The organism is Bacteroides sp. GD17 (assembly GCF_038448625.1).
In the GTDB taxonomy this organism is placed as follows: Bacteria; Bacteroidota; Bacteroidia; order Bacteroidales; family Bacteroidaceae; genus Bacteroides.
Window position 1 is genome coordinate 99,680 of the sequence record NZ_JBCEZS010000012.1, and the last position, 22,629, is coordinate 122,308.

19 protein-coding genes are annotated in these 22,629 nt (G+C 44.4%); 6 read left to right on the forward strand and 13 right to left on the reverse strand.

Features of this window, described 5'->3' with window-relative positions; genetic code table 11:
* Positions 1–33 precede the first annotated feature (33 nt).
* Positions 34–720, reverse strand: coding sequence for an energy transducer TonB (locus AAE250_RS17335; RefSeq protein ID WP_294601308.1), 687 nt, complete (start codon positions 718–720; stop codon positions 34–36).
* 264 nt (positions 721–984) lie between these two features.
* Between AAE250_RS17335 and cmk the strand changes: the two genes are divergently transcribed.
* The 3 genes from cmk (at position 985) to pfkA (ending at position 3,758) form a co-directional block, all read left to right on the forward strand.
* Entirely contained in the window at positions 985–1,674 is a 690-nt protein-coding gene (cmk, locus tag AAE250_RS17340; protein ID WP_294601307.1) for a (d)CMP kinase, read from the forward strand.
* A 128-nt stretch (positions 1,675–1,802) separates the two neighbouring features.
* Positions 1,803–2,666 carry a 4-hydroxy-3-methylbut-2-enyl diphosphate reductase gene (locus AAE250_RS17345; RefSeq protein ID WP_294601306.1) on the forward strand — a complete coding sequence of 288 codons (864 nt, stop codon included), beginning with the start codon at positions 1,803–1,805 and terminating at the stop codon, positions 2,664–2,666.
* A 111-nt stretch (positions 2,667–2,777) separates the two neighbouring features.
* Positions 2,778–3,758: a 6-phosphofructokinase gene (gene pfkA, locus AAE250_RS17350; protein ID WP_294601305.1), complete on the forward strand. Its 981-nt coding sequence runs from the start codon at positions 2,778–2,780 to the stop codon at positions 3,756–3,758.
* 59 nt (positions 3,759–3,817) lie between these two features.
* Here the strand turns inward: pfkA and AAE250_RS17355 are convergent, their stop codons facing one another.
* The 4 genes from AAE250_RS17355 to AAE250_RS17370 all read right to left on the reverse strand — a co-directional run bounded on the left by AAE250_RS17355 (position 3,818) and on the right by AAE250_RS17370 (position 7,143).
* Entirely contained in the window at positions 3,818–4,657 is an 840-nt protein-coding gene (locus AAE250_RS17355; protein ID WP_294601304.1) for an SDR family oxidoreductase, read from the reverse strand.
* Positions 4,654–5,862 carry an NADH:flavin oxidoreductase gene (locus tag AAE250_RS17360; RefSeq protein WP_294601303.1) on the reverse strand — a complete coding sequence of 403 codons (1,209 nt, stop codon included), beginning with the start codon at positions 5,860–5,862 and terminating at the stop codon, positions 4,654–4,656. Before AAE250_RS17360 ends, AAE250_RS17355 begins: the two co-directional genes overlap by 4 nt.
* Before the next feature lie 10 nt (positions 5,863–5,872).
* Entirely contained in the window at positions 5,873–6,640 is a 768-nt protein-coding gene (locus tag AAE250_RS17365) for a DUF1295 domain-containing protein (protein WP_294601302.1), read from the reverse strand.
* An 83-nt stretch (positions 6,641–6,723) separates the two neighbouring features.
* Positions 6,724–7,143, reverse strand: a complete 420-nt coding sequence (locus AAE250_RS17370) for a DUF4469 domain-containing protein (RefSeq protein WP_294601301.1) — start codon at positions 7,141–7,143, stop codon at positions 6,724–6,726.
* A gap of 257 nt (positions 7,144–7,400) precedes the next feature.
* On the opposite strand from AAE250_RS17370, the gene AAE250_RS17375 reads away from it, so the two are divergent.
* Both AAE250_RS17375 and AAE250_RS17380 read left to right on the forward strand, forming a co-directional pair.
* Positions 7,401–8,360: a hypothetical protein gene (locus AAE250_RS17375; protein WP_294601300.1), complete on the forward strand. Its 960-nt coding sequence runs from the start codon at positions 7,401–7,403 to the stop codon at positions 8,358–8,360.
* A 236-nt stretch (positions 8,361–8,596) separates the two neighbouring features.
* Complete coding sequence (locus AAE250_RS17380; RefSeq protein ID WP_294601299.1) at positions 8,597–9,556, forward strand: hypothetical protein; 960 nt, start codon at positions 8,597–8,599, stop codon at positions 9,554–9,556.
* A gap of 512 nt (positions 9,557–10,068) precedes the next feature.
* Here the strand turns inward: AAE250_RS17380 and AAE250_RS17385 are convergent.
* The 3 genes from AAE250_RS17385 to AAE250_RS17395 are packed head-to-tail and all read right to left on the reverse strand — an operon-like array spanning position 10,069 to position 14,833.
* Positions 10,069–11,412 (reverse strand): citrate/2-methylcitrate synthase, encoded by a 1,344-nt coding sequence (locus tag AAE250_RS17385; protein WP_294601298.1) that lies wholly within the window; start codon positions 11,410–11,412, stop codon positions 10,069–10,071.
* Positions 11,413–11,437: 25 nt separating this feature from the next.
* Positions 11,438–12,586, reverse strand: coding sequence for an NADP-dependent isocitrate dehydrogenase (icd, locus tag AAE250_RS17390; RefSeq protein WP_294601297.1), 1,149 nt, complete (start codon positions 12,584–12,586; stop codon positions 11,438–11,440).
* Positions 12,587–12,589: 3 nt separating this feature from the next.
* Positions 12,590–14,833 (reverse strand): aconitate hydratase, encoded by a 2,244-nt coding sequence (locus AAE250_RS17395; RefSeq protein WP_342289181.1) that lies wholly within the window; start codon positions 14,831–14,833, stop codon positions 12,590–12,592.
* A 133-nt stretch (positions 14,834–14,966) separates the two neighbouring features.
* Between AAE250_RS17395 and AAE250_RS17400 the strand changes: the two genes are divergently transcribed.
* The gene (locus AAE250_RS17400; RefSeq protein ID WP_294601295.1) at positions 14,967–16,883 is read left to right on the forward strand and encodes an AAA domain-containing protein; all 1,917 of its coding nucleotides are present in this window, start codon (positions 14,967–14,969) and stop codon (positions 16,881–16,883) included.
* A gap of 81 nt (positions 16,884–16,964) precedes the next feature.
* Here AAE250_RS17400 and AAE250_RS17405 read toward each other — a convergent pair whose 3' ends face one another.
* The 5 genes from AAE250_RS17405 to ilvB all read right to left on the reverse strand — a co-directional run bounded on the left by AAE250_RS17405 (position 16,965) and on the right by ilvB (position 22,625).
* On the reverse strand, positions 16,965–18,281 hold the full coding sequence (locus tag AAE250_RS17405; RefSeq protein ID WP_294601294.1) for a BNR repeat-containing protein: 1,317 nt from the start codon (positions 18,279–18,281) through the stop codon (positions 16,965–16,967).
* Between the two features lie 224 nt (positions 18,282–18,505).
* The gene (gene ilvC / locus AAE250_RS17410) at positions 18,506–19,549 is read right to left on the reverse strand and encodes a ketol-acid reductoisomerase (protein ID WP_294601293.1); all 1,044 of its coding nucleotides are present in this window, start codon (positions 19,547–19,549) and stop codon (positions 18,506–18,508) included.
* 52 nt (positions 19,550–19,601) lie between these two features.
* The gene (locus tag AAE250_RS17415; RefSeq protein WP_294601292.1) at positions 19,602–20,351 is read right to left on the reverse strand and encodes an acyl-[acyl-carrier-protein] thioesterase; all 750 of its coding nucleotides are present in this window, start codon (positions 20,349–20,351) and stop codon (positions 19,602–19,604) included.
* Positions 20,351–20,911 carry an acetolactate synthase small subunit gene (gene ilvN / locus AAE250_RS17420; RefSeq protein WP_294601291.1) on the reverse strand — a complete coding sequence of 187 codons (561 nt, stop codon included), beginning with the start codon at positions 20,909–20,911 and terminating at the stop codon, positions 20,351–20,353. The genes AAE250_RS17415 and ilvN overlap by 1 nt, the downstream gene beginning before the upstream one ends.
* A 19-nt stretch (positions 20,912–20,930) precedes the next feature.
* The gene (gene ilvB / locus AAE250_RS17425) at positions 20,931–22,625 is read right to left on the reverse strand and encodes a biosynthetic-type acetolactate synthase large subunit (protein ID WP_294601290.1); all 1,695 of its coding nucleotides are present in this window, start codon (positions 22,623–22,625) and stop codon (positions 20,931–20,933) included.
* Positions 22,626–22,629 lie beyond the last annotated feature (4 nt).

The window sequence follows — 22,629 nt, forward strand, 5'->3', positions numbered from 1 at the left end:
TCCCGGCAGCCTCTTCCACTTATAGTTATTTTATTACTGCAATCTAAACATTACAGGCACAGTGTACTTAACGCGTACAGGTTTACCGCGTTGCATACCTGGTTTCCATTTCGGCATACCCATAATCACACGGACAGCTTCTTTATCCAAGTACGGGTCAACACCTCTCAGAACTTTTGCATCAACGATACTACCATCCTTGTTAACCACAAACTGTACAGTAACACGGCCTTGAGTTCCGTTTTCCTGCGCAATGGTAGGATACTTGATATTCTTGCTCAAATACTGCATCAAACCTGCCATACCTCCATCTGGGAATTCCGGCATTTGTTCTACAACTTCAAAGATAGTCTGTTCTTCCGGTTCTTCTTCTTCTACAGCTACAGGAACATATTTAATTTCTACAGCCTGATTCAATTCTTCAGAAGATACAATTGCAGTTTCCTCAACGTCGGCATCATCTTCCACAATAGTCAGTGTTTCGGCTATTGAAGGAGCCTCAGGGGGTGGTGGGGTAACTTGTTCGGGTTGTTCCGTAATAGGAATAATTTCCTCTTCAAAAAAGACATCGGTAAGTGCTTGGCTCATATCAATCTTGATATCACGTTTAGTCCATTCAAACGCAACAAACATGAAAGCGAGCACGATTACATAACCGACGAGCAGCCAAGTCGACTTCTTATTCTCCAAGTCTGCTTTTGGTGATTTTTTAACTTCCATAATCTATAATATAATTAATAGTGTTTCTCATTTTGGGCAAATATAGCACTTTTCCGATGAATGTTCATACTTCGCTGTTTTTTTTTACAGAACAGGCGTTGCATTTTTGTTTTTTTAATTCTTCTAAAAGCCTCTATCTGCTTTTGTGCGGCAAATGTAATGAGATATTTTAAAAATACCGTATCTTTGGCAAGAATTTTAGATGAAAGATCAAAAAATACTTTTTGCAGGCATTACGCCTCATATAACAATAGTATAAAAGTCATGAAGAAAATAACAATCGCAATCGACGGTTTTTCCTCTTGTGGGAAAAGCACTATGGCCAAGGATCTTGCCCGCGAAATAGGATATATATATATAGATAGCGGCGCTATGTATCGTGCTGTAACTCTGTACAGCATAGAAAACGGAATTTTCCAAGGTGACCATATCGACACCGGAAAGCTAAAGACGCAAATTGAAAACATCCATATATCATTTCGCCTGAACCCGGAAACCGGACGCCCGGACACTTACCTGAACGGAGTTAATGTAGAAAACAAGATACGTACAATGGAGGTATCCTCACGAGTCAGCCCCATTGCCACACTGGATTTTGTGCGTACCGCCATGGTAGCACAGCAACAGGAAATGGGCAAGAGCAAAGGCATTGTCATGGATGGACGGGATATCGGTACAACTGTTTTCCCGGATGCCGAACTGAAAATATTCGTAACAGCATCTCCCGAAATACGGGCCCAACGTCGTTATGACGAATTAAAAGCAAAAGGAGAAGAAGCAAGTTTCGATGAAATACTGGAAAATGTAAAGCAGCGCGACTACATTGACCAAAACCGGGAAGTAAGCCCGCTTCGAAAAGCCGACGACGCTCTATTGCTGGACAACAGCCACATGACTATTCTCCAACAAAAAGAATGGTTGGCCGAACAATTCAGCAAGACCGTCAAAGCATAAAGGACAAAAGGCTACACCCTTTGTTCGGTAAGGCTACACCTTTTGTACAAAAGGGTGTAGCTCTAACGCCTGAAAGGTGTAGCCCTTTCTTCATAACTCCATATACCTAATTATCAACCACCTGCACTATGGCAAAAGTAGAAATAGACGAAGGTTCCGGTTTTTGTTTCGGAGTAGTCACTGCGATAAATAAAGCTGAAGAAGAATTGGCGAAGGGAGGCACACTATACTGCCTTGGAGATATTGTACACAACAGCCGGGAAGTGGAGCGCCTGAAAGCAATGGGGCTCATCACTATCAACCACGAAGAGTTCAACCACCTGCACAATGCCAAAGTATTATTGCGCGCTCACGGAGAACCGCCCGAGACTTATGACATAGCACAGCGGAATAATATTGAAATCATTGATGCCACATGTCCGGTGGTACTTCGCCTGCAAAAGAAAATCAAGCAAGAATATATCCAGGAAGACAATGGCAACAAACAGATTGTTATTTATGGAAAAACCGGACATGCCGAAGTGTTAGGTTTGGTAGGCCAAACAACCGGGAAAGCCATTGTCATTGAAAAACTGGAAGAAGCCAAGAAACTGGATTTCAGTAAGGATATCCGCCTCTACTCTCAGACTACAAAATCTTTGGATGAATTTCAAGACATCGTGAAATATATAGAGAAGCATATTTCCCCGGAAGTTACTTTCAAATACTACGACACAATTTGCCGGCAGGTAGCCAACCGGATTCCTAATATTCGCAAGTTTGCAGCCTCGCACGACCTGGTATTCTTTGTAAGCGGTAAAAAAAGTTCCAATGGGAAAATGCTGTTCAGCGAATGTAAAAAAGTCAATCCTAATTCACATCTGATAGACAATGTGGAAGAGATAGACAATTCCCTACTTACCGGAGCTAATTCTATCGGGGTCTGCGGAGCCACCTCTACCCCCAAATGGCTAATGGAAGAAATATACAAAGCGATACGGACGAGACTATAAAAACAAAATGTCATCCTTTTGGAACTGCAAATTAACGTAATTTATTAGTCACGCCCTCAGCTTTTTACTATCTTTGCCCCCGGATTATTAACACTAAACAAAAAGATTGTTATGGGAACAGTTAAGTGCATTGGTATCTTGACATCGGGAGGTGATGCTCCGGGAATGAACGCGGCTATACGTGCCGTGACACGCTCAGCTATTTACAACGGACTTCAGGTTAAAGGTATATATAGGGGTTACAAAGGTTTGGTAACCGGCGAAATCAAAGAATTCAAAAGTCAGAATGTGAGTAACATCATCCAGTTGGGTGGTACGATTCTGAAAACAGCACGCTGCAAAGAATTCACGACTCCCGAAGGACGTCAGACAGCTTACGAAAACATGAAAAGAGAAGGCATCGATGCCTTAGTCATCATCGGTGGTGACGGTTCTTTGACGGGTGCACGCATTTTTGCACAAGAATTTGACGTGCCTTGTATCGGATTGCCGGGAACTATTGACAATGACCTCTATGGAACAGATACAACCATCGGTTATGATACCGCTTTGAATACTATTTTGGATGCAGTAGATAAAATTCGCGATACAGCCACTTCTCACGAACGTTTATTCTTTGTTGAAGTTATGGGACGTGACGCAGGGTTCTTAGCCTTGAACGGTGCGATTGCTTCCGGTGCAGAAGCCGCCATCATTCCGGAATTCAGTACAGAAGTAGACCAGTTGGAAGAATTCATCAAGAATGGTTTCCGGAAATCAAAGAACAGTAGTATTGTACTGGTAGCTGAGAGCGAATTGACCGGCGGTGCCATGCATTACGCAGAACGTGTTAAAAACGAGTATCCGGGATATGATGTACGTGTTACAATCCTCGGCCATTTGCAACGCGGCGGGAGTCCTACCGCTCACGACCGTATCCTTGCCAGCCGCTTGGGCGCAGCTGCCATTGATGCCATTATGGAGGGACAGCGCAACGTCATGATTGGCATTGAACACGACGAAGTGGTTTATGTTCCTTTCACCAAGGCCATCAAAAATGACAAACCGATCAAGAAAGAACTCGTCACTGTATTAAGAGAATTGTCTATCTGACAATCTTATATCAGCATATTATCAAAAGAAATGAGGATATTCAAATATCCTCATTTCTTTTATAACCACCTCCCTACAATTTGCTCCGTCTTATCCCAAAGTTCTTTCATCTGCACATGCCGAGTATATTTTTCTGAGAGGTTCTTTACGCGGCAATTTGCGTTTAAAGTTCCTGTACGTTTTCCTCCATCATCATCCAGTAATAAGCTGATAGCTGTGGCAGCCCCCTTACGTGGAGAGCGGATGAAAGGCCGGAAAAAAATATCCGTTAAAGGATCAAACCACATCTGCATACGGATAATGCCGGTAGAAACAATTCCGGGATCGGCAGCATTCACAACAATTCCATTGTTTTTCAACCGATTAGCCAAATCTATTGTAAACAATGTCAATGCCAGTTTCGTATTACTATAAATCGGAATACGCCAGAAACTCCCCTTTCTACCCCGAAAAAAGAAATCCGGGAAGTCCAAACACCCGATGGCGTAAGTACAAGATACCATATTTACAATGCGGCTACCCTCCCTCATCAAAGGTAACAGTTTACGTGTAAGCAGCCAAGGTCCAACATAGTTGACACTGACCGTCCGCTCCAATCCGTCTTCAGTCATACGACGTTCTGTTTCCATTGTGCCGGCGTTATTCATCAGTAACTCCACCGGTTCTCCACGTTTCAAAACGGCTTCAGCAAATGAAGCAACCGACGAAAGAGAGGATAAATCAAGCTCCAGGACTTCAATGCATGTATTGCCGGTTTCATGTATCAACGTCTCTTTCACTCCTTCGGCTTTCTGCGGATGATAACAAGCCATAATGACCTGATATCCTGCTTTTGCCACAGCCCGTGTTATTTCTGTACCCATACCGCCATCGGCACCGGTGATAATAGCAAGTTTCATTTCTCTATTTCTTTTTTCAGACAAGCCGGAAGTTCCTCCTGCAAATGTTGATGACAAGCCATTTCTATGGAATACATCCGCGCAATACAATAATTACTGTGCGTACAATTACAACGGGCATTCTCCTCAGCAAGCATACGGTTCACGAAATCCGGTTCATTAATCAAAGCACGCGCCATTTGCACTGCCTCAAAGCCATTGTCCAGCACTTCATCGATCTTGGCACGCGAAACTAATCCTCCTACATAAACAAGCGGCATTTTCAGTTCCGCACGAAATTTCAAAGCATCTTCCAGAAAATAAGCTTCCTTGAAAGGTACACTGGGGATCATCCATTTGCCAACCATTCGTACTCCATACTTCAACCACCAGCAAGTCATGTAATGGGTCATGGAACGAATAGGCATCTTTCCCCGCATCACATACATCGGAGCCTTACTGACAAAGCCACCACTCAGTACCAACGCATGGGCACCGGATTGTTCCAAGCGTTTGGCCACCTGCATCGTTTCGTCTATCTCCATACCTCCACGAAAGCCATCACGCATGTTCATCTTCACAAGAACAGCCATATCGTTACCGGCAGCCTTCATCACCTCTTCCATCACCATATCCATAAACCGCATCCGGTTCTCCAACGAACCGCCAAACTCATCCTTGCGATGATTAGTTGAAGGAGACAAAAACTGGCTGATCAGATAACCATGCCCTGCATGTATTTCCACCGAATCAAAACCGGCTTCTCGGGCCAAATTCACAGAACGACCATAAGCACGAGCCAACCCCGGAAGTTCATCGGCACGAAGCCCACGGACAAAAGTCGGAGAGTAAAGGTTGAAGCCTCCACTAGCTCCCACGGGGAGGCAGCCACAAATACTTTTATGAGACATATTCCCGCAATGCCCCAATTGAATACCGGCAGCAGCCCCTTCGGCATGCACTGTATCCGTTATACGCCGCAACCCCGTAATAATCTCGGGGCGCATCCATAGCTGACGGTCGAAAGATAATCCGCTTTGGGTTACTGCCGCATAGGCAACAGTCGTCATCCCCACACCACCCGCAGCTACCGAACGATGGTAATCGAGCAACATATCCGAGGGAACATTGCCCGGGCACATACTTTCAAAAGCAGCAGAACGAATCGTACGGTTTCTCAATGTCAATGGTCCCAAAGTAATGGGAGTAAATAGCTTAGATTCCATAATATCTCACTTAATAAATGAAAGGTATAATCCGCTTCCGGCATCCCACAGCAGCCCCGAACTCTTCCCGATAACGCCTATGAATGGCATTGGCACGCGGCACCAGATTAGCAAATGTCCACCATACGAACACCCAGGCAGCCGGAGAAGCCGTCAATACAGCAAAACCGGCCCACTCAATCAATTCACCGAAATAATTAGCAGATGTCACATAGCGGTACAATCCTTTTTCAGGCAGATAGTGCCTGGTATCTCCCGGTTTACGAAGATGACGGATGATATGATCGGAATGCAAATTAATACCCATACCGAGAAAAAACAGAATAAGACCTATTAACGCATGAAACTGCAATAGATACGTCCAGCCACCGGCATACAAATTATCCGGGGCAAAATAGAACAGTCCGCCAGCCTGCATCATTCCATTTAGTACATTAAATACAATACCCATCAGCATGATGGCAACCGGCATCCGACTTTTACCTTTTAGTAAGAAAGGGAAAACAAAGGCACGTTGCAGATAATGCAATTGAAACAACAAAAGAAATATATATTGGGGAATAGAAAAACCGGTTCCGCTCCTACCCCAAAGCCAGAACATAACAAAGAACACCGGTGCTTCCATAAGTATCCAAGCCAACTTATTGTTGATTGAAATTCCCCACGAAGCAGTACGAAACATTCCGTAACCGGCTTTGACAAAATAGAGTGCAACAAAAACTAAAAGCGCCACTATACTCATTGCACCTAAAAACAGTTGAAAGGATTCCTGATCCATACTCTTTCATTTAGATGCAGCAAATATAGAGAAAACGCACGAAATTAAAAACGTTTTATCGTGACATTTTAAGAATATTCCCGTCAAATCAATATACTCCGGTCCCTCCGGAGAAGATAAACGGAATTCCCTTCATCACGCACTGTCCATAGTACCGGCAGTATATAAGTTGAACAAACTTTTCCTTCCATGCGTATTTCCATCACCGGATGATATGTTCCCGGAAGCAAATCAGGAAGAACTATCAACACTTGGGTATCAGTATGCTTACACACTGTCTTAATCCTAATCAGCTGTTCACTGTTTTCGGCAGGAGAAAGGCCCAAAACCATATTTTCGGGCAAGGACAAACACAGATTTTCCCCAGTGACCACAATAGGAGCATTTGGTGTAATAGTGCCGTCACGCAAACCCGTCAACGGATCATATACATCTTTAATAACAGGGATATCACCATTTACAATTACTTCAGGGTTATTATCTATTTGTTTTTTATCACACATTTCAATTATCGTTTTTCTTATCCTCTAAATAAGATAAAGGAATCTTTAAATAGCATGGCAAAGTTACATCAGAGTTAATGTATTTCTATGACTTAAAAGAAACATTGCCAATCTTACGCCTTTCTACATGTGAACATTCCTCGTTACGTTATTACGTTTTCCGCCAATATCATCCCTTTCAATGGATTTTTTACGTTTTTCGAAACAAATACATTCTTAAAAGTGTTATATGAATGACATCAACTTACACAAAGATTATGATAACAAATGAATTAAACGCAGCATTAATTAACGCCGTAAAAGAAAAGCTTTCCCCTAAAGATAATCTTGCCAATGTCTTAATGGATATTCTTTACATAGGTAAAGAGGCTATTTACCGCCGTCTGAGAAACGAAGTACCTTTTACGATGATGGAAGCAAGCATTGTTTCCAGAAAGTTAGGTATATCGCTAGATCAAATTATAGGTACAAGTTTTCGTGACAATGCTGTATTCAACATAAATATAGTAGACCATAAAGATCCCTTTGAAACCTATTATTCTATTTTGGAAAAAGACGTGAAGATCTTCCACTCAATCAAAGACGATCCCAGTTCTGAAATGGGAACTTCCTCCAACATCATCCCTCAGACTCTGTCGCTGAAGTATGACAGTCTGTCCAAGTTCCGGTTTTACAAATGGATGTACCAGAATGAAAGCATAAACTGCCAATGCTTTAAATCACTCGAAATCCCACAAAAGTTAGTGAACATGCAAAGAGAATTTGCTCATATGACATCACATATTCGTTCTACTGCTTATATCTGGGACAATATGATTTTCCAGCATCTGGTCAATGATATCCAGTATTTTTGCAATATCCATCTGCTTTCAGAAGAAGATAAAAACAAAATCAAAGAAGATTTATTCCTATTAATAGACGAGTTGGAAGTATTGTCTACCCGCGGTAAATCCGAAACGGGCAATGACGTAAAGATTTATATATCAAATATGAATTTCGAAGCTACTTATAGTTACCTGCAAACAAATTCATTACAAATCAGTATGATTCGCATATATTCCATCAATTCAATCACTACACAAGACAAAGGAATATTTTCCAGCTTAAAAGATTGGATTCAATCACTAAAGAAGTTCTCGACGATGATATCTGAAAGCGGAGAAATGCAACGAATTCAATTCTTCAAGCAGCAACGAGAGGTTATCAACACATTGTAATTGCGATTTTCGGTAAACGCAACGCTGCTCTTTTTTTGTTTCCATTATCGCAATTTCTGCAAGTATTTGAAGCTCTTTTTCATCATATACAACTTTAAGCATCTCTTTTTTTCCAAATTAGAAAGACTATTCTCAATCTATACATGGTACAAAGCATTAATATTTCGCTCACAACCTCTATATTTGCAAGTTCCAAATAAGGGCACGCATTTACCAACTAAAATAAGAAAATTGAGATGAAGAATTATATCGTAAATGACTTGATTCGTAAGATGAAAGAAAGACTTCCCCAAGGACAGAATTTAGCGAACTACCTGACTGAAACCCTATGTATAGGGAAAGAAGCCATTTATCGCAGACTGCGCGGGGAAGTAGCGTTCACCTTTGATGAAATAGCAACGATATCTACCAGTCTGGGCATCTCCATCGATCAAGTCATAGGTAATCACTTGTCAAACCGGGTTACTTTTGATTTGAATTTATTATATTCACAAGATCTTTTTGAAAGTTATTATGAAATTATAGACCGCTATCTGCAACTCATTCATTTTACCAAAGGAGACAACAGTTCTGAAATATATACAGCCTCCAATACCATTCCATTTACTCTCTATTCCTCTTATGATTATCTTTCCAGATTCCGTTTATGCCGATGGATGTATCAAAACGGAAAAATAAAAACCCCGCATTCCTTGTCTGACCTGAAAGCACCGGAGAAAATTATCAATGCACACAAGAAGCTGGGTGAAAATATAAAGATGAATAGAAAAACATACTTCATATGGGATACATGCATTTTCTACTCTTTTGTAAAAGAGATAAAGTATTTTGCAGAGTTGGGACTGATTTCCAGTACAGACGTCGCAATCTTAAAAGAGGAATTACAACAATTGCTCATTGAACTGGAATACTTATCTGTCAAAGGCAAATTCAATGAAGACAATGAACTTTACATCTATCTCTCGAATATTAACTTCGAAGCAACCTATAGCTTCATCAGCAAGCAAGACTTTCAAATCAGCCTCATCAGAGTTTTCTCTATCAACTCCATGGATTCTCAAAGTCCTTACATCTGCCAGATACAAAAAGAATGGATACAATCCTTAAGAAGGCATTCCACTTTGATTACAGGAAGCGGAGAAGCCCAACGCATCGCCTACTTCCAACAACAAAAAAAGATCATTGAAACGCTATAACCAACTTCCCACAGCAATCCCACTTATCAAGCAATAAGAAGAAGGAACTGCCATTGCAGCAAATGTCTCTTTTACAAAAGCAAGGTTGTGGGAGAAAAACTCCCACAACCTCAGGTGTAATTGAAATCAATTCATTAACTGGTTTTATGAATTTACGATATGAGATATGTATATCAAGCCATACGGCTCACCCAAATCTCATATTGCAAATATCGGAGTATTATAGGAGACCAGGAATTACATTCATTTCTGAGATAGGAACCAGGAAGCAAAGGGAGACAACTATTAATGAAATTATCTAAAATATCCACTACCCAATACGAAAAACAAGGAACAAAAAAAGAACATTTTTGCGCCAGAAGAAAAAGTTAATAGAGATTGTTTCGGAAATAGAAACATATCATAAAGAAAGGATTGAATTTATTACGCCAGTTGCGCTACAAGAAATAATGCAAAAAGTGTCTCAAAATAGATTGGTTCTACTATTCTGAGACACTTTCAATTTGTTACTACTATCGTTTCTTTATAGGAATATAAGAAACCTCTTCCAGCACATTCTTATATGCCGGACGGATAATACGCTTGCCTTCAAAGTTCAACTCTTCGTTACGATGGGCACACCAGCCCACGATACGAGCCATAGCAAACAGAGGAGTGAAGATCTCTTGCGGCAATCCGATCATTTCGTATACAAAGCCGGAATAGAAGTCAATGTTGCTCGAAACCGTCTTACCGTTATTCTTCACGCGACCGAATGTAGCGATGGCACGCTCTTCCAGTAATTCCAGGAATGCAAATTCACGTTCCTTGCCTTTTTCATGAGCCAGGTCACGAGCCAGCTCTTTCAACAAGACGGCACGGGGATCTGAAATGGTATAGACGGCATGGCCGATACCATAGATTAGTCCGGTCTTGTTATAGACTTCCTTATTCAGCATGCGGGTGAAGTAAGTATCTATTTCGTCCACATTCGTCCAGTCCCGGATATTTTCCTGCAGATGATGGAACATGTCGGCTACCTGAATATTGGCTCCTCCATGAAGCGGGCCTTTCAAGGAACCGATACCTGCGGCAATGGACGAATAAGTATCTGTTCCGGTCGATGAAGTGACGCGTACAGTGAAAGTTGAGTTATTACCACCACCATGTTCTGCCTGCAATACCAGCAGTAAGTCGAGCGTGCGGGCATCCAATTGCGTATAGTCTTTTTTCAGCATATAAAGGAAGTTCTCGGCAATGGAAAGATTCTCTTGCGGATGACGAATGTGCAGCGAACGTCCATGAGTAGCATGGCGAAGCATATTATAGGCATAAGCAATGATAGTAGGGAACTGAGATATCAACTCGATACTCTGACGCATCAGATTATCGCGGGAAGTATCATCGGCAGCCGGATCGAAACGATACATTTCGAGTACGCTACGGGCCAGGATGTTCATAATATTGTTTCCTTCCAGTTCAATGATATTCATTTTGGTCTTCTGCTCCAACGGCATATTGTCATTAATCAACTCCTGGAAAGATGCCAGTTCTTCCTTGTCGGGCAAGCGACCGGAAAGCAGCAGATAGGCCACTTCTTCAAAGCCGAAACGTTTTTCTTTGATAATGGCATGTGCCAGGTCGTCTACATCGTAGCCACGATAGAACAATTTACCGGGGATCGGTTTCAAACCACCACCGGGAATACGTTCATAGCCTACTACATTACCAATCTTGGTCAGACCGACCAGCACACCCGTCCCGTCTTCATTACGCAAACCGCGCTTCACATCAAACTTCTTGAACAGTTCGTTCTCAATCCGGGTAGCTTCTTTCAAATCCTCGGACAGCTTGTAAATCAAATACTCCTTTTTCATAATTCGTTCGTTTTAATCGTTATTCTTACTTTTCTATTCTTTTCACTATCTCGCGGGTAAACACGGAAGTGGGCAGAGAAACGCCACCAGGCATGAAACGAGCCAGATCGGCAGTAGCACGGGCTTCGGTGAAGCTTTTTTCCAACGCTTCTTCTATCAAGGATGCCGCCTCTTTCCAACCGAGGTATTCGAGCATCATCACTGCGGAGAGAATGATAGAACAAGGATTCACAATATCTTTTCCTGCAATATTAGGGGCAGTTCCGTGAGTAGCTTCGAAGATGGCATGCCCCGTATTATAATTAATATTTGCCCCGGGAGCAATACCGATGCCACCCACCATAGCAGCCAACTGGTCGGAAACATAATCTCCGTTCAGGTTCAGAGTGGCAATGACGGAATACTCTTCAGGAATGAGCAGCGTATTCTGCAAGAAGGCATCAGCTATACAATCTTTAATCACCAGGCGTCCGTCGGCTATTTCTTTGCCAAACTCACGCTCTGCCAATTCATAACCCCACTTCTTGAAACCGCCTTCGGTAAACTTCATGATGTTTCCTTTATGCACCAACGTCACGGAAGGCAAACCATGTTCGAGTGCATACCGGCAGGCTGCACGCACCAGGCGTTCCGTTCCCTCTTTAGAGACAGGTTTCACACCGAACGAAGAAGTCTCCGGGAAACGGACTTTCGTTACTCCCATCTCATCGTGCAGGAAACGATAGAACTTTTCAGCTTCCGGTGTACCGGCTTCCCATTCGATGCCGGCATAAATATCTTCCGTATTCTCACGAAACACGCACATATTCACTTTCTGCGGTTCTTTCACCGGCGAAACCACTCCTTTATACCAACGTACGGGACGCTGGCAAACATATAAATCGAGTGTCTGCCGCAACGCCACGTTCAATGAACGGATGCCACCGCCGATAGGCGTTGTCAACGGACCTTTGATACCTACTTTGTAAGTACGGAAAGCTTCCATCGTCTCGTCCGGCAACCAGGAGCCTGTCTCGTTGAAAGCACGTTCTCCGGCCAATACTTCTTTCCATTCGATGCTTCGCTCTCCATTGTAGGCTTTTTTAAGAGCTGCATCCACAACTGTCTGCATGGATGGGGTCACTTCCGCCCCCACTCCATCACCTGTTATAAAAGGTACGGTAATTTTTTCCATATTCTATCTTGCATTAAGTGCAGAACCGGCACGGAACCAGCCTATCTGCTGTTCATTATAAGTATGTTGTACTTCAAAACTTTCTTTACTACCGTCTTCGTGGTGAAGAACGACATGCAGGTTGTGTCCCGGAGTAAAGTCTTTCAGTCCGATAACGGAAAGCAGGTCGTGCTCTTGAATTTTGTCATAATCAGCTTTATCAACAAAAGTCAATGCCAGCATGCCTTGTTTCCTCAGATTCGTTTCGTGGATGCGGGCAAAACTCTTTGCCAGGATAACACGCACATTCAGGAAACGCGGCTCCATAGCAGCATGTTCGCGGCTGGAACCTTCGCCATAGTTTTCCTCGGCCACAACAATAGAAGGAATTCCCTCCGATTTATAAAGCTTCGCCGTACCGGATACGGTTCCATAGGTATTGGTAGAACGGTTCCATACTTTGTTCGTTTCTCCATTGAAAGCGTTGACAGCCCCCATCAGCATATTATCCGAAATGTTTTCCAAGTGACCGCGGAAGCGGAGCCACGGACCTGCCATCGAGATATGGTCGGTAGTACACTTGCCTTGTGTCTTAATCAGCAGAGGCATGTTCAGTAAATCCATTCCATCCCAAGCAGGAAAAGGTGTCAGTAATTGCAGACGCTGTGAGTGCGGATCGACTACAATGTCTTTCTTGACATTAGCCGGTGCAATGTATCCTTCATTCCCAGACTCAAAACCTTGTGGAGGCAATTCCTCACCTACGGGTTCGGAAAGCTTCACTTTCTCGCCACGACCATTTACCAATGTATCCTTCAACGGGTTGAAGCACAAATCACCGGCAATAGTCAGCGCCATTGTCAGTTCGGGAGAAGCGACAAAAGCATAAGTATTCGGGTTACCATCGGCACGTTTAGCAAAATTACGATTGAAAGAAGTTACAATGGAGTTCTTGCGGGTAGGATCATCCGTTTCACGTTTCCACTGTCCGATGCAAGGGCCGCAGGCATTGGCCATAATGATGGCACCTACTTTCTCAAAAATTTCTATCATTCCGTCACGTTCCGCAGTAGCGCGTATCCGTTCAGAACCGGGGTTGACAATCAAAGGAGCAGCTACATGCAAATCCTTTTCCGTAACCTGCCGGGCCAGAGAAACAGCACGACTCAAATCCTGATAAGAAGAGTTTGTGCAGGAACCTATCAAGCCGACTTCCATCTTACGGGGATAACCGTTCTGCAATACTTTTTCTGCAAATTCCGAAATAGGTGTGGCAGCATCCGGAGTAAACGGACCGTTTATATAGGGTTCTAAGTCAGAAAGATCTATTTCGATGATACGGTCATAGTATCTCTCCGGATCTGCCAGTACCTCTTCATCGGCACGAAGGTCGGCAGCTACGGAAGTAGCCAGTTCTGCAACTTCTTCACGTCCGGTTACCTTTAAATACGTAGCCATACGTTCGTCGTACGGGAAGAGAGAAGTGGTAGCGCCTACTTCCGCTCCCATATTACAGATAGTCGCCTTTCCGGTAGCAGAAAGCGATGCCGTTCCCGGACCAAAGTATTCAATAATAGCGTTCGTACCGCCTTTTACCGTAAGAATGCCTGCCAACTTCAGAATTACATCTTTAGGAGCAGCCCAACCGCTCAATTTATCCTTCAGGTGCACCCCTATCAACCGAGGCATCTTCAATTCCCATTCCATGCCGGTCATTACGTCTACCGCGTCGGCACCACCTACACCGATAGCTACCATTCCCAATCCGCCGGCATTAGGGGTATGAGAGTCTGTTCCAATCATCATGCCTCCCGGAAAAGCATAATTCTCCAACACCACTTGGTGGATAATGCCTGCACCCGGCTGCCAGAAGCCGATGCCATAGCGGGAAGAGACATCACGGAGGAAGTTGTAAACCTCTTCATTCGTCCTGGTAGCTGTTGCAATGTCTTCTTTTGCACCCTTATAGGCTTGAATCAGATGGTCGCAATGCACCGTCGAAGGAACTGCCACCCGGTCGCGCCCCGCATTCATAAATTGCAGCAAGGCCATTTGTGCCGTTGCATCCTGCATAGCCACACGGTCAGGACGGAAATTCACATACTCCTCTCCCCGCTTATAGTCCTTTACTTCTTTCTCATTATATAAATGAGCATACAAAATCTTTTCTGCCAACGTCATTGGGCGTTGCAGTACGTTCCGAACGCGTTCTATTTTCTGAGCATAAGCAGCATAAAACGCTTTAAGCATCACTAAGTCATAAACCATAACCACTATTTGTTTTGTTTTTCAATATTGTAAAGATTACAAATTAATATAATAAACAAATGAAAAGCAGGAAAAGTTTAACAAAATAAAGCATTTCTTCCACCGAAAGCGAAGAATTATTACCTTTGCAGCCATGAAAGAAGAAGATTCAAACAGTCCCACCATACATCTCCAGAAGCATCAACTCCTGCTGCGTATGGAGTACGAATACGAAAAGGAGGAATTTAAGCGGCAAACAGAAAATATGGGTGTTGCCCGAAAAGTGAAACGCGGCCTTTGCTGGTATCCTGCCACTCCGGGACGAAGTTACTATAATTCACTGAATCAGTTAGTAATAGAGATTACACGTAGTGAAAATACTGATATAGAACATAATTTTGAGTTCGGTCGCCCCGTTTGTTTTTTCCGTCAGTCTGCTGATGGAAGAATCTCCTATATGAATTTTATTGCCACTGTCAGTTATGCAGATGAAGCACGGATGGTAGTGGTGATGCCTGGAGCAGGCGCCATCATGGAAGTACAAGAAGCAGAAAACCTCGGTGTACAACTTTATTTTGATGAAACGTCCTACCGAACGATGTTCGAGGCTTTGGAAGATGTGCTTCGCGCAAAAGGCAATCGTTTGTCCGAGCTGAGGGATATTCTATTGGGAACAGCCAAAGCCGGGTTTCGTGAACTTTATCCCGTGCGCTTTCCCTGGCTGAACTCAACGCAGGAAACGGCTGTAAACAAAGTATTATGTACCCGCGACGTAGCCATTGTGCACGGTCCTCCGGGAACCGGAAAGACCACTACGCTCGTAGAAGCCATCTATGAAACCCTCCACCGTGAACCGCAAGTGCTGGTCTGTGCCCAAAGCAACACAGCCGTCGACTGGATTTCGGAGAAGCTGGTGGACAGAGGCGTCAATGTGCTGCGTATCGGCAATCCTACCCGTGTCAATGATAAGATGCTGTCCTTTACCTACGAACGGCGTTTTGAGAATCATCCTCTCTACCCGGAACTGTGGAGCATCCGGAAGAATCTCCGCGAACTCGGCGGACGTGCCCGGCGTGGCAGTTACGATGAGCGCGAAGGGGTACGCAGTCGTATGAGTCGTCTGCGCGACCGCGGCACTGCCCTGGAGATACAAATCAATGCCGATCTTTTTGATGGGGCACACGTCATAGCCTCTACTTTGGTAAGCAGTAACCACCGACTGCTCAACGGCCGCCGTTTCGGTACTCTTTTCATCGACGAAGCCGCCCAAGCATTGGAAGCCGCCTGCTGGATTGCCATCCGTAAAGCAGACCGCGTGATATTGGCCGGCGATCATTGCCAGCTACCACCTACCATAAAATGTTATGAAGCTGCCCGCGGAGGGTTGGAACGTACGTTGATGGAGAAAGTGGTAGTCAATAAGCCCGCAGTAGTCTCTCTGCTGAAGGTGCAGTACCGCATGCACGAGGACATCATGAAGTTTCCATCCCAATGGTTCTATAACGGAGAGTTGGAAGCTGCTCCCGAAGTACGTTACCGGGGAATCCTGGATTGGGACAGTGCAATCAGCTGGATAGACACTTCGGAAATGGACTTCAAAGAAGAATTTGTAGGCGAGACATTCGGACGCATCAACAAAGCAGAAGCAGATTTACTGTTACTGGAACTGAAAGCTTACATCAACCGGATTGGCGGAAGCCGGATTCTGGAAGAACGGATTGATTTCGGTATCATCTCTCCCTACAAAGCACAGGTACAGTATCTCCGTAACAAGCTCAAGGCAGATGCCGCACTCAGGCCTTATCGCAGCCTGTTCACCGTGAATACCGTAGATGGTTTCCAGGGACAAGAACGCGACGTCATCTTCATCAGCCTTGTCCGTGCCAATGAAGAAGGACAAATCGGCTTTCTCAATGACTTGCGAAGAATGAATGTCGCCATCACCCGTGCCCGCATGAAACTGGTAATATTAGGAGAAGCAGCCACATTAGAGCATCATGCTTTCTACCGGAAGTTCATAGAATTTTCAGGCAAGACAAAGCCTGTTTCATCAGATGATGCATCTGTGTAAAATGCATCATCTGTTTGACCTAAGTAGAAGTAAATTACACAACTGCTTTTTTCATAAGTATCTTATAATAATTATTTATGATTACTGAATCGTCTCCTCAATAACCTTCAATATTGTCGGCTCAACGCGCACTCCTGTACGCATCGTATCACGATTTTGAGGCAAGGTTTCCCATTCCAGACGGAACTTCTTCCCTTTAAATCCTTTACCACAATCATTTACCGTTTTCTTTATCATAGATAGCGCTGGTTTATCCATAGGCGTCTCCTTCGCCGACGGAGATTTTACTGTTACAGTCTTAACCACCTCCAAGGTATTTTCATCAACCAGCCAATACCCTTCTCCATACTTGACATGACTATAATTAACCTTCACCAGATTATTACCATATTTTTGAGCCCCCTTTATGCCTATTTCAAAAACGATACTACCTCCACCAGAGAAATACCACCTGTAATCCCAATCACTTATCTGCCTGATTTCCCATTCTCCATGATTAAACCGGGCTATATATGCCTGATTATTACCATTCTTATCAAATTTATGATAAGTGATAAGCAAACGGTTCTCATTATCGAATCCAGCTTGTGCCCCTCCATTGATAAGTCCTGCTTTTACAGGTACCGGATCAACCCACAATTCTTCCTGTTCAATCGTTATCGGAAGTTCTACGCGTTTTCCGTCCACACTCTCCCAATCCTTCAAGTTACGGCTGCGGGCATACGAAAGGTGATTATTTGTTTCACAATGATATGAATCCCGCCAGACCCAAACCAAATGATAATAATTATCAGGCCCCAAGCTCGGTCCACTCATATAAGCATTCCTCAGTCCCTTACCATCAGTCAAAGGTTTATCCAGGAGCCTGCTCCATGTCTGAGTCTTCACATCATAAACATTGAATATCTCATTTCCGTCGCCACTTCCACCGTCTCTGTAGTGATAAATAAAAGCATTGTCCGGCCCATTCATAAAAGCCGGATATGTTGCCTTCATTTCATCCTTACCAACCATATAATTAATTTCCTCAAACGAAGTAATATCCAACGGCTTCGTGGTTCTCAAATACATCAGAGGAGCCACGTGCATATTTCCGCTCAAATGAATTTGATTGTCGCTATCCACCTTCATTGCAATGGAGTTATGACCGTCCCACCCAATTTTTGAAGGCAGAGGTTGAAATAACCATTTATCTTCATTGATATTTCGGGAAGCTACCATCATCTGATGATCGGGAGCATAATAAGCTACAAACTGCTTATCTCCATGAGTCAACAAGCAAAATTCCACCGGAAAATCCGAAAGAACCGGTGCTACAACGATTTCCCTTTTAGCCGTCTGAGCAGACAACGAAAAGGTCGATAATAATAAATAAAAAGCCAGTATTACTTTTTTCATGTTGATACTCTTTAATGTTTTATCATACCTTTGCCACATTCCTTTATCCGCTGCAAATTTACCCCTAACCTATCAATTTCTAAATAGACAAAAAAAAATAAAAGATAGACAATATTACGATTCAGCGTTCAACTAGACTGAGAAGATATTCTGTATAATATGAAGCCCCCTCCATCAGCAATACGCCAATGAAGGGGGCTTTATATATCCAGTACAACCTGTAATTAGTTATTTTCCGGACGAAGTTTACGAACCGTAACCGCCGTCTGCCACATTTCGCTTTCGCGCAATGCTTTCAGTTCTGCATTCAGCTTCTCGCGATAATCGGTCTTAGAGTTGCTGTCGATAGAAATCTGAGCCTCGTTACCGGATTTTACGCTGTCATACAGTTTCTGAACTACCGGCTTGATAGCATCGTGGAACGGAGTCATCCAGTCCAAAGCACCACGCTGAGCGGTAGTAGAGCAGTTGGCATACATCCAGTCCATACCATTCTTAGCAAACAACGGCATCAAAGACTGAGTCAGCTCTTCCACTGTTTCGTTGAATGCTTCCGACGGAGTATGGCCGTTTTCGCGCAATACCTCGTATTGAGCCAACAGCAATCCCTGGATAGCCCCCATCAACGAACCACGTTCGCCGGTAAGGTCGGAAGTAGCTTCGCGTTGGAAAGTCGTTTCAAACAGATAACCCGAACCGATACCGATACCCAGTGCGATAGTCTTGTCGAAAGCTTTGCCCGTAGCATCCTGATAGATAGCGTATGAAGAGTTCAAGCCACGGCCTTCGAGGAACATGGTACGAAGTGAAGTACCCGAACCTTTAGGAGCAACCATGATAACATCGATATCTTTGGGAGGAACCACACCGGTACGGTCGTTCCAGGTAATAGCAAAACCATGAGAGAAGTAAAGAGCCTTGCCCGGAGTCAGATAAGGTTTGATAGTAGGCCATACAGACATTACGGCTGCATCGGACAGCAGACACATGATGATGGAACCTTTCTGGCAAGCTTCCTCGATACCGAACAAAGTTTCACCCGGTACCCATCCGTCTGCTACTGCCTTCTCGAAAGTAGCTCCCGGGCGTTGCCCTACAATTACATTGAAGCCGTTATCGCGCAGGTTACAAGCCTGTCCGGGACCTTGCACACCATAACCGATTACTGCAATCGTCTCATCTTTCAAAATCTCACGTGCTTTTTCCAAAGGAAATTCTTCGCGGGTCATTACATTCTCAATAACACCGCCAAAATTCAATTGTGCCATTTTTTGTTTCAGTTTTTATTTGTGGCTTACGCCACCGTTGATTAATATTCTATTATTTCTCTGTAAATATCACTTTAGAGCGGCAGACAACCTCGTTGCCATTCTTCTTCACTTCCACTTCATAAACACCGTCGCCGGCATCGTCCATGAAGAGGGTAAGTTCGTCGCCATAATAACTTTCGGCTACGTATGCCATCTCAAAGCGACGGATACGCTTCTCCTTATACATCTCGATCGGGAACAAATCAAGGATATGCTCTATGTAACGGATGCTGTTCACATGCCCGTTAATGTCGATATCGCTATACTTCGCTTTCACGGAGGCTGCCGGTGTTGTCGAAGCAACCTTGATGCGCGAGGGCTTCTCGATGGGGCAAGGCTCATCGCACACATAGTCTACGATGCTGCCGCTATGCAAAGCCAACAAGTCCGCCGGTTTGCGGGTGTTCATGCTGATCATTGCCCAGACGGAGCGTGCATAGCCAATCCGTTTCCCGTCCTTATTGATAAGAGCAAAGTTACGGTCGGTGAAAAGACGATAGACATTCTCTACCCAAGTCTGAATGGAAAAGTCTTCGTACTGATAGGGCATCTCATCCAGTTCTACAGCCAGGCGGGATAATACCCACGTATAATTGTCCTCATTCAAAGTAGCAATGCCGAAACCACGGTCGCCGGCATGGAAACCTGCACAATTCAGCAAATGGTTGCCAAGGACACCCATTGTCAGGCGTCCGGTAAAGTCCACGTGGAACGGTTCGGCCACGAACTTATAAGTACCTATCTTACTGTTTTCACTCATTATTCTTCCGTTTGTTTGCTTTGACGATATTTTGCTTCGCGATCGGCCAAGTATTCGTTGACACGCTCGAAGCAGCTGGTAGTAATAGCCACGCGACCCGAACGGACAAACTGAAGTACACAGTCCAGTGCGCGCAACTCTTCATATAGATTCGTGATTTCCTCACTCATGCCATTCTTCTCTACAATAGAGAACACTCCGTTCACCTCTACAATGCGTGCATTGTATTTACGGATAATCTTGGAGATTTCCGGTTTCTCCTCCAGGATAGGAGTCGTTATCTTATAAAGAGCTATCTCGTGCTGATAGATTTCATCATCGGTGAAGTAGTGCGCTTGCAGCACATCTATCTTCTTGGTGATCTGCTTGACCACCTTCTCGATGGTATCTTTATCCGTCCAGGCGGTAATGGTATATTTATGTACTCCTTTGATAGAAGAAGCCGATACATTCAAGCTCTCGATATTGATTTGCCGACGGGTGAATACAGCCGTCACCTGATTCAGCAGACCGGCGAAGTTCTCCGAATGAACGATAATTGTATATAATGTCTTGTCCATATAATCCATTTATTTAAAATCAGCACTCCAGCAACATCTGATTGACCGAACCACCCGGAGGTGTCATCGGCAATACATTACCTTCTTCTATCACACATGCTTCCAACAAGAACGGACCATCCGTCGCAATCATTTCGTCGATTGCCTTCTTCAGTTCTTCGCGGGTAAATACCTTCTGCGCCGGAATATCATAGGCCGAAGCTATCTTCATATAATCCGGATTCAGCATCGGCGTGAACGAATATCGTCCGTTGAAGAACATCGCCTGCCATTGACGAACATTACCCAGGAAGTTATTGTTCAGCAGAATCATCTTCACCGGAGCTTTTTGTTCCATAATGGTTCCCAGCTCCTGCAAGTTCATCTGTATGCCGCCGTCACCCATAAAGACGCAGACCGTGCGGTCAGGACGTCCGAAGGTAGCGCCAATGGCAGCAGGCAGACCGAAGCCCATTGTACCGAGGCCGCCGGAAGTTACGATGCTGCGTTCTTTAGTATATTTAAAGTAGCGGGCGGACATCATCTGGTTCTGGCCTACGTCCGTCACCAGTATTGCCTCATTGTTAGTAGCTTCGCTGACAGCACGTATCACCTCACCCATGCTCAGTGCATCTCCCGACGGATATAGTTCCGGACGGATCACCTTCTCCTCTTCCACTTTTTCGTAAGGAAGGAAGCTTTCCAGCCACTCTTTATGCTTGGCCGGTTTCAGGAGTTTGGTAACAGCAGCCAGGGTTTCTTTACAATTACCCAATACGGCAACATCTGTCTTTACATTCTTATCTATTTCTGCAGGGTCGATATCGAAATGAATAATCTTTGCCTGCGTGGCATAAGTTGCCAGTTTACCGGTCACGCGGTCATCAAAGCGCATACCTACGGCAATAAGGACATCGCACTTGTTGGTATTGATATTCGGGCCCAGATTGCCATGCATCCCCAGCATACCTTTATTCAGAGGATGCTCCGTAGGCAAAGCCGAGAGTCCCAGCAGCGTACAACCCGCAGGCATTTCCGCTTTCTCTATGAAAGTACGAAGCTCCTGCTGTGCATTGCCCAACTCTACACCTTGTCCCACCAGCACCAAGGGGCGCTCGGCACCATTTATCAAATCGGCAGCCTGCTGTATAGCTTCCGGTTCCATCTCGGGAACGGGCAGATAGCTGCGGATATAATCTACTTTGGTAGGAACATATTCCGTCTTTTCCGTCTGGGCATTCTTCGCAAAGTCCAGCACTACAGGACCGGGACGTCCGCTCTGTGCAATATAGAAAGCACGTGCCACTGCCCAAGCCACATCTTCCGCACGGCGAATCTGATAGCTCCACTTTGTAATAGGTTGCGTGATGCCTACCAAGTCCACTTCCTGAAAAGCATCCGTACCCAGAAAAGCAGTTCCCACCTGACCTGCAATGACAACGACGGGCGTACTGTCTATCATGGCATCGGCAATGCCGGTTATGGTATTGGTAGCACCCGGGCCACTGGTCACCAGGCATACGCCGACCTCGCCCGATACACGTGCAAAGCCTTGTGCAGCATGGGTTGCTCCCTGTTCATGGCGAACCAGGATATGATTCAGATTCTTTCGGTGGTCATATAAGGCGTCGAATACCGGCATGATGCTGCCACCCGGATAACCGAAAATGGTCTTTACTCCCTGATGTTCCAGAGAGCGCATCAATGCTTCTGCGCCTGTTATTAAGTTTTCCATATTA

Excerpts from the sequence above, each read along its gene's own strand:
- AAE250_RS17335 (WP_294601308.1), bottom strand. The coding sequence starts at position 720 with ATGGAAGTTAAAAAATCACCAAAAGCAGACTTGGAGAATAAGAAGTCG.
- cmk (WP_294601307.1), top strand. The coding sequence starts at position 985 with ATGAAGAAAATAACAATCGCAATCGACGGTTTTTCCTCTTGTGGGAAA.
- AAE250_RS17345 (WP_294601306.1), top strand. The coding sequence starts at position 1,803 with ATGGCAAAAGTAGAAATAGACGAAGGTTCCGGTTTTTGTTTCGGAGTA.
- pfkA (WP_294601305.1), top strand. The coding sequence starts at position 2,778 with ATGGGAACAGTTAAGTGCATTGGTATCTTGACATCGGGAGGTGATGCT.
- AAE250_RS17355 (WP_294601304.1), bottom strand. The coding sequence starts at position 4,657 with ATGAAACTTGCTATTATCACCGGTGCCGATGGCGGTATGGGTACAGAA.
- AAE250_RS17360 (WP_294601303.1), bottom strand. The coding sequence starts at position 5,862 with ATGGAATCTAAGCTATTTACTCCCATTACTTTGGGACCATTGACATTG.
- AAE250_RS17365 (WP_294601302.1), bottom strand. The coding sequence starts at position 6,640 with ATGGATCAGGAATCCTTTCAACTGTTTTTAGGTGCAATGAGTATAGTG.
- AAE250_RS17370 (WP_294601301.1), bottom strand. The coding sequence starts at position 7,143 with ATGTGTGATAAAAAACAAATAGATAATAACCCTGAAGTAATTGTAAAT.
- AAE250_RS17375 (WP_294601300.1), top strand. The coding sequence starts at position 7,401 with ATGATAACAAATGAATTAAACGCAGCATTAATTAACGCCGTAAAAGAA.
- AAE250_RS17380 (WP_294601299.1), top strand. The coding sequence starts at position 8,597 with ATGAAGAATTATATCGTAAATGACTTGATTCGTAAGATGAAAGAAAGA.
- AAE250_RS17385 (WP_294601298.1), bottom strand. The coding sequence starts at position 11,412 with ATGAAAAAGGAGTATTTGATTTACAAGCTGTCCGAGGATTTGAAAGAA.
- icd (WP_294601297.1), bottom strand. The coding sequence starts at position 12,586 with ATGGAAAAAATTACCGTACCTTTTATAACAGGTGATGGAGTGGGGGCG.
- AAE250_RS17395 (WP_342289181.1), bottom strand. The coding sequence starts at position 14,833 with ATGGTTTATGACTTAGTGATGCTTAAAGCGTTTTATGCTGCTTATGCT.
- AAE250_RS17400 (WP_294601295.1), top strand. The coding sequence starts at position 14,967 with ATGAAAGAAGAAGATTCAAACAGTCCCACCATACATCTCCAGAAGCAT.
- AAE250_RS17405 (WP_294601294.1), bottom strand. The coding sequence starts at position 18,281 with ATGAAAAAAGTAATACTGGCTTTTTATTTATTATTATCGACCTTTTCG.
- ilvC (WP_294601293.1), bottom strand. The coding sequence starts at position 19,549 with ATGGCACAATTGAATTTTGGCGGTGTTATTGAGAATGTAATGACCCGC.
- AAE250_RS17415 (WP_294601292.1), bottom strand. The coding sequence starts at position 20,351 with ATGAGTGAAAACAGTAAGATAGGTACTTATAAGTTCGTGGCCGAACCG.
- ilvN (WP_294601291.1), bottom strand. The coding sequence starts at position 20,911 with ATGGACAAGACATTATATACAATTATCGTTCATTCGGAGAACTTCGCC.
- ilvB (WP_294601290.1), bottom strand. The coding sequence starts at position 22,625 with ATGGAAAACTTAATAACAGGCGCAGAAGCATTGATGCGCTCTCTGGAA.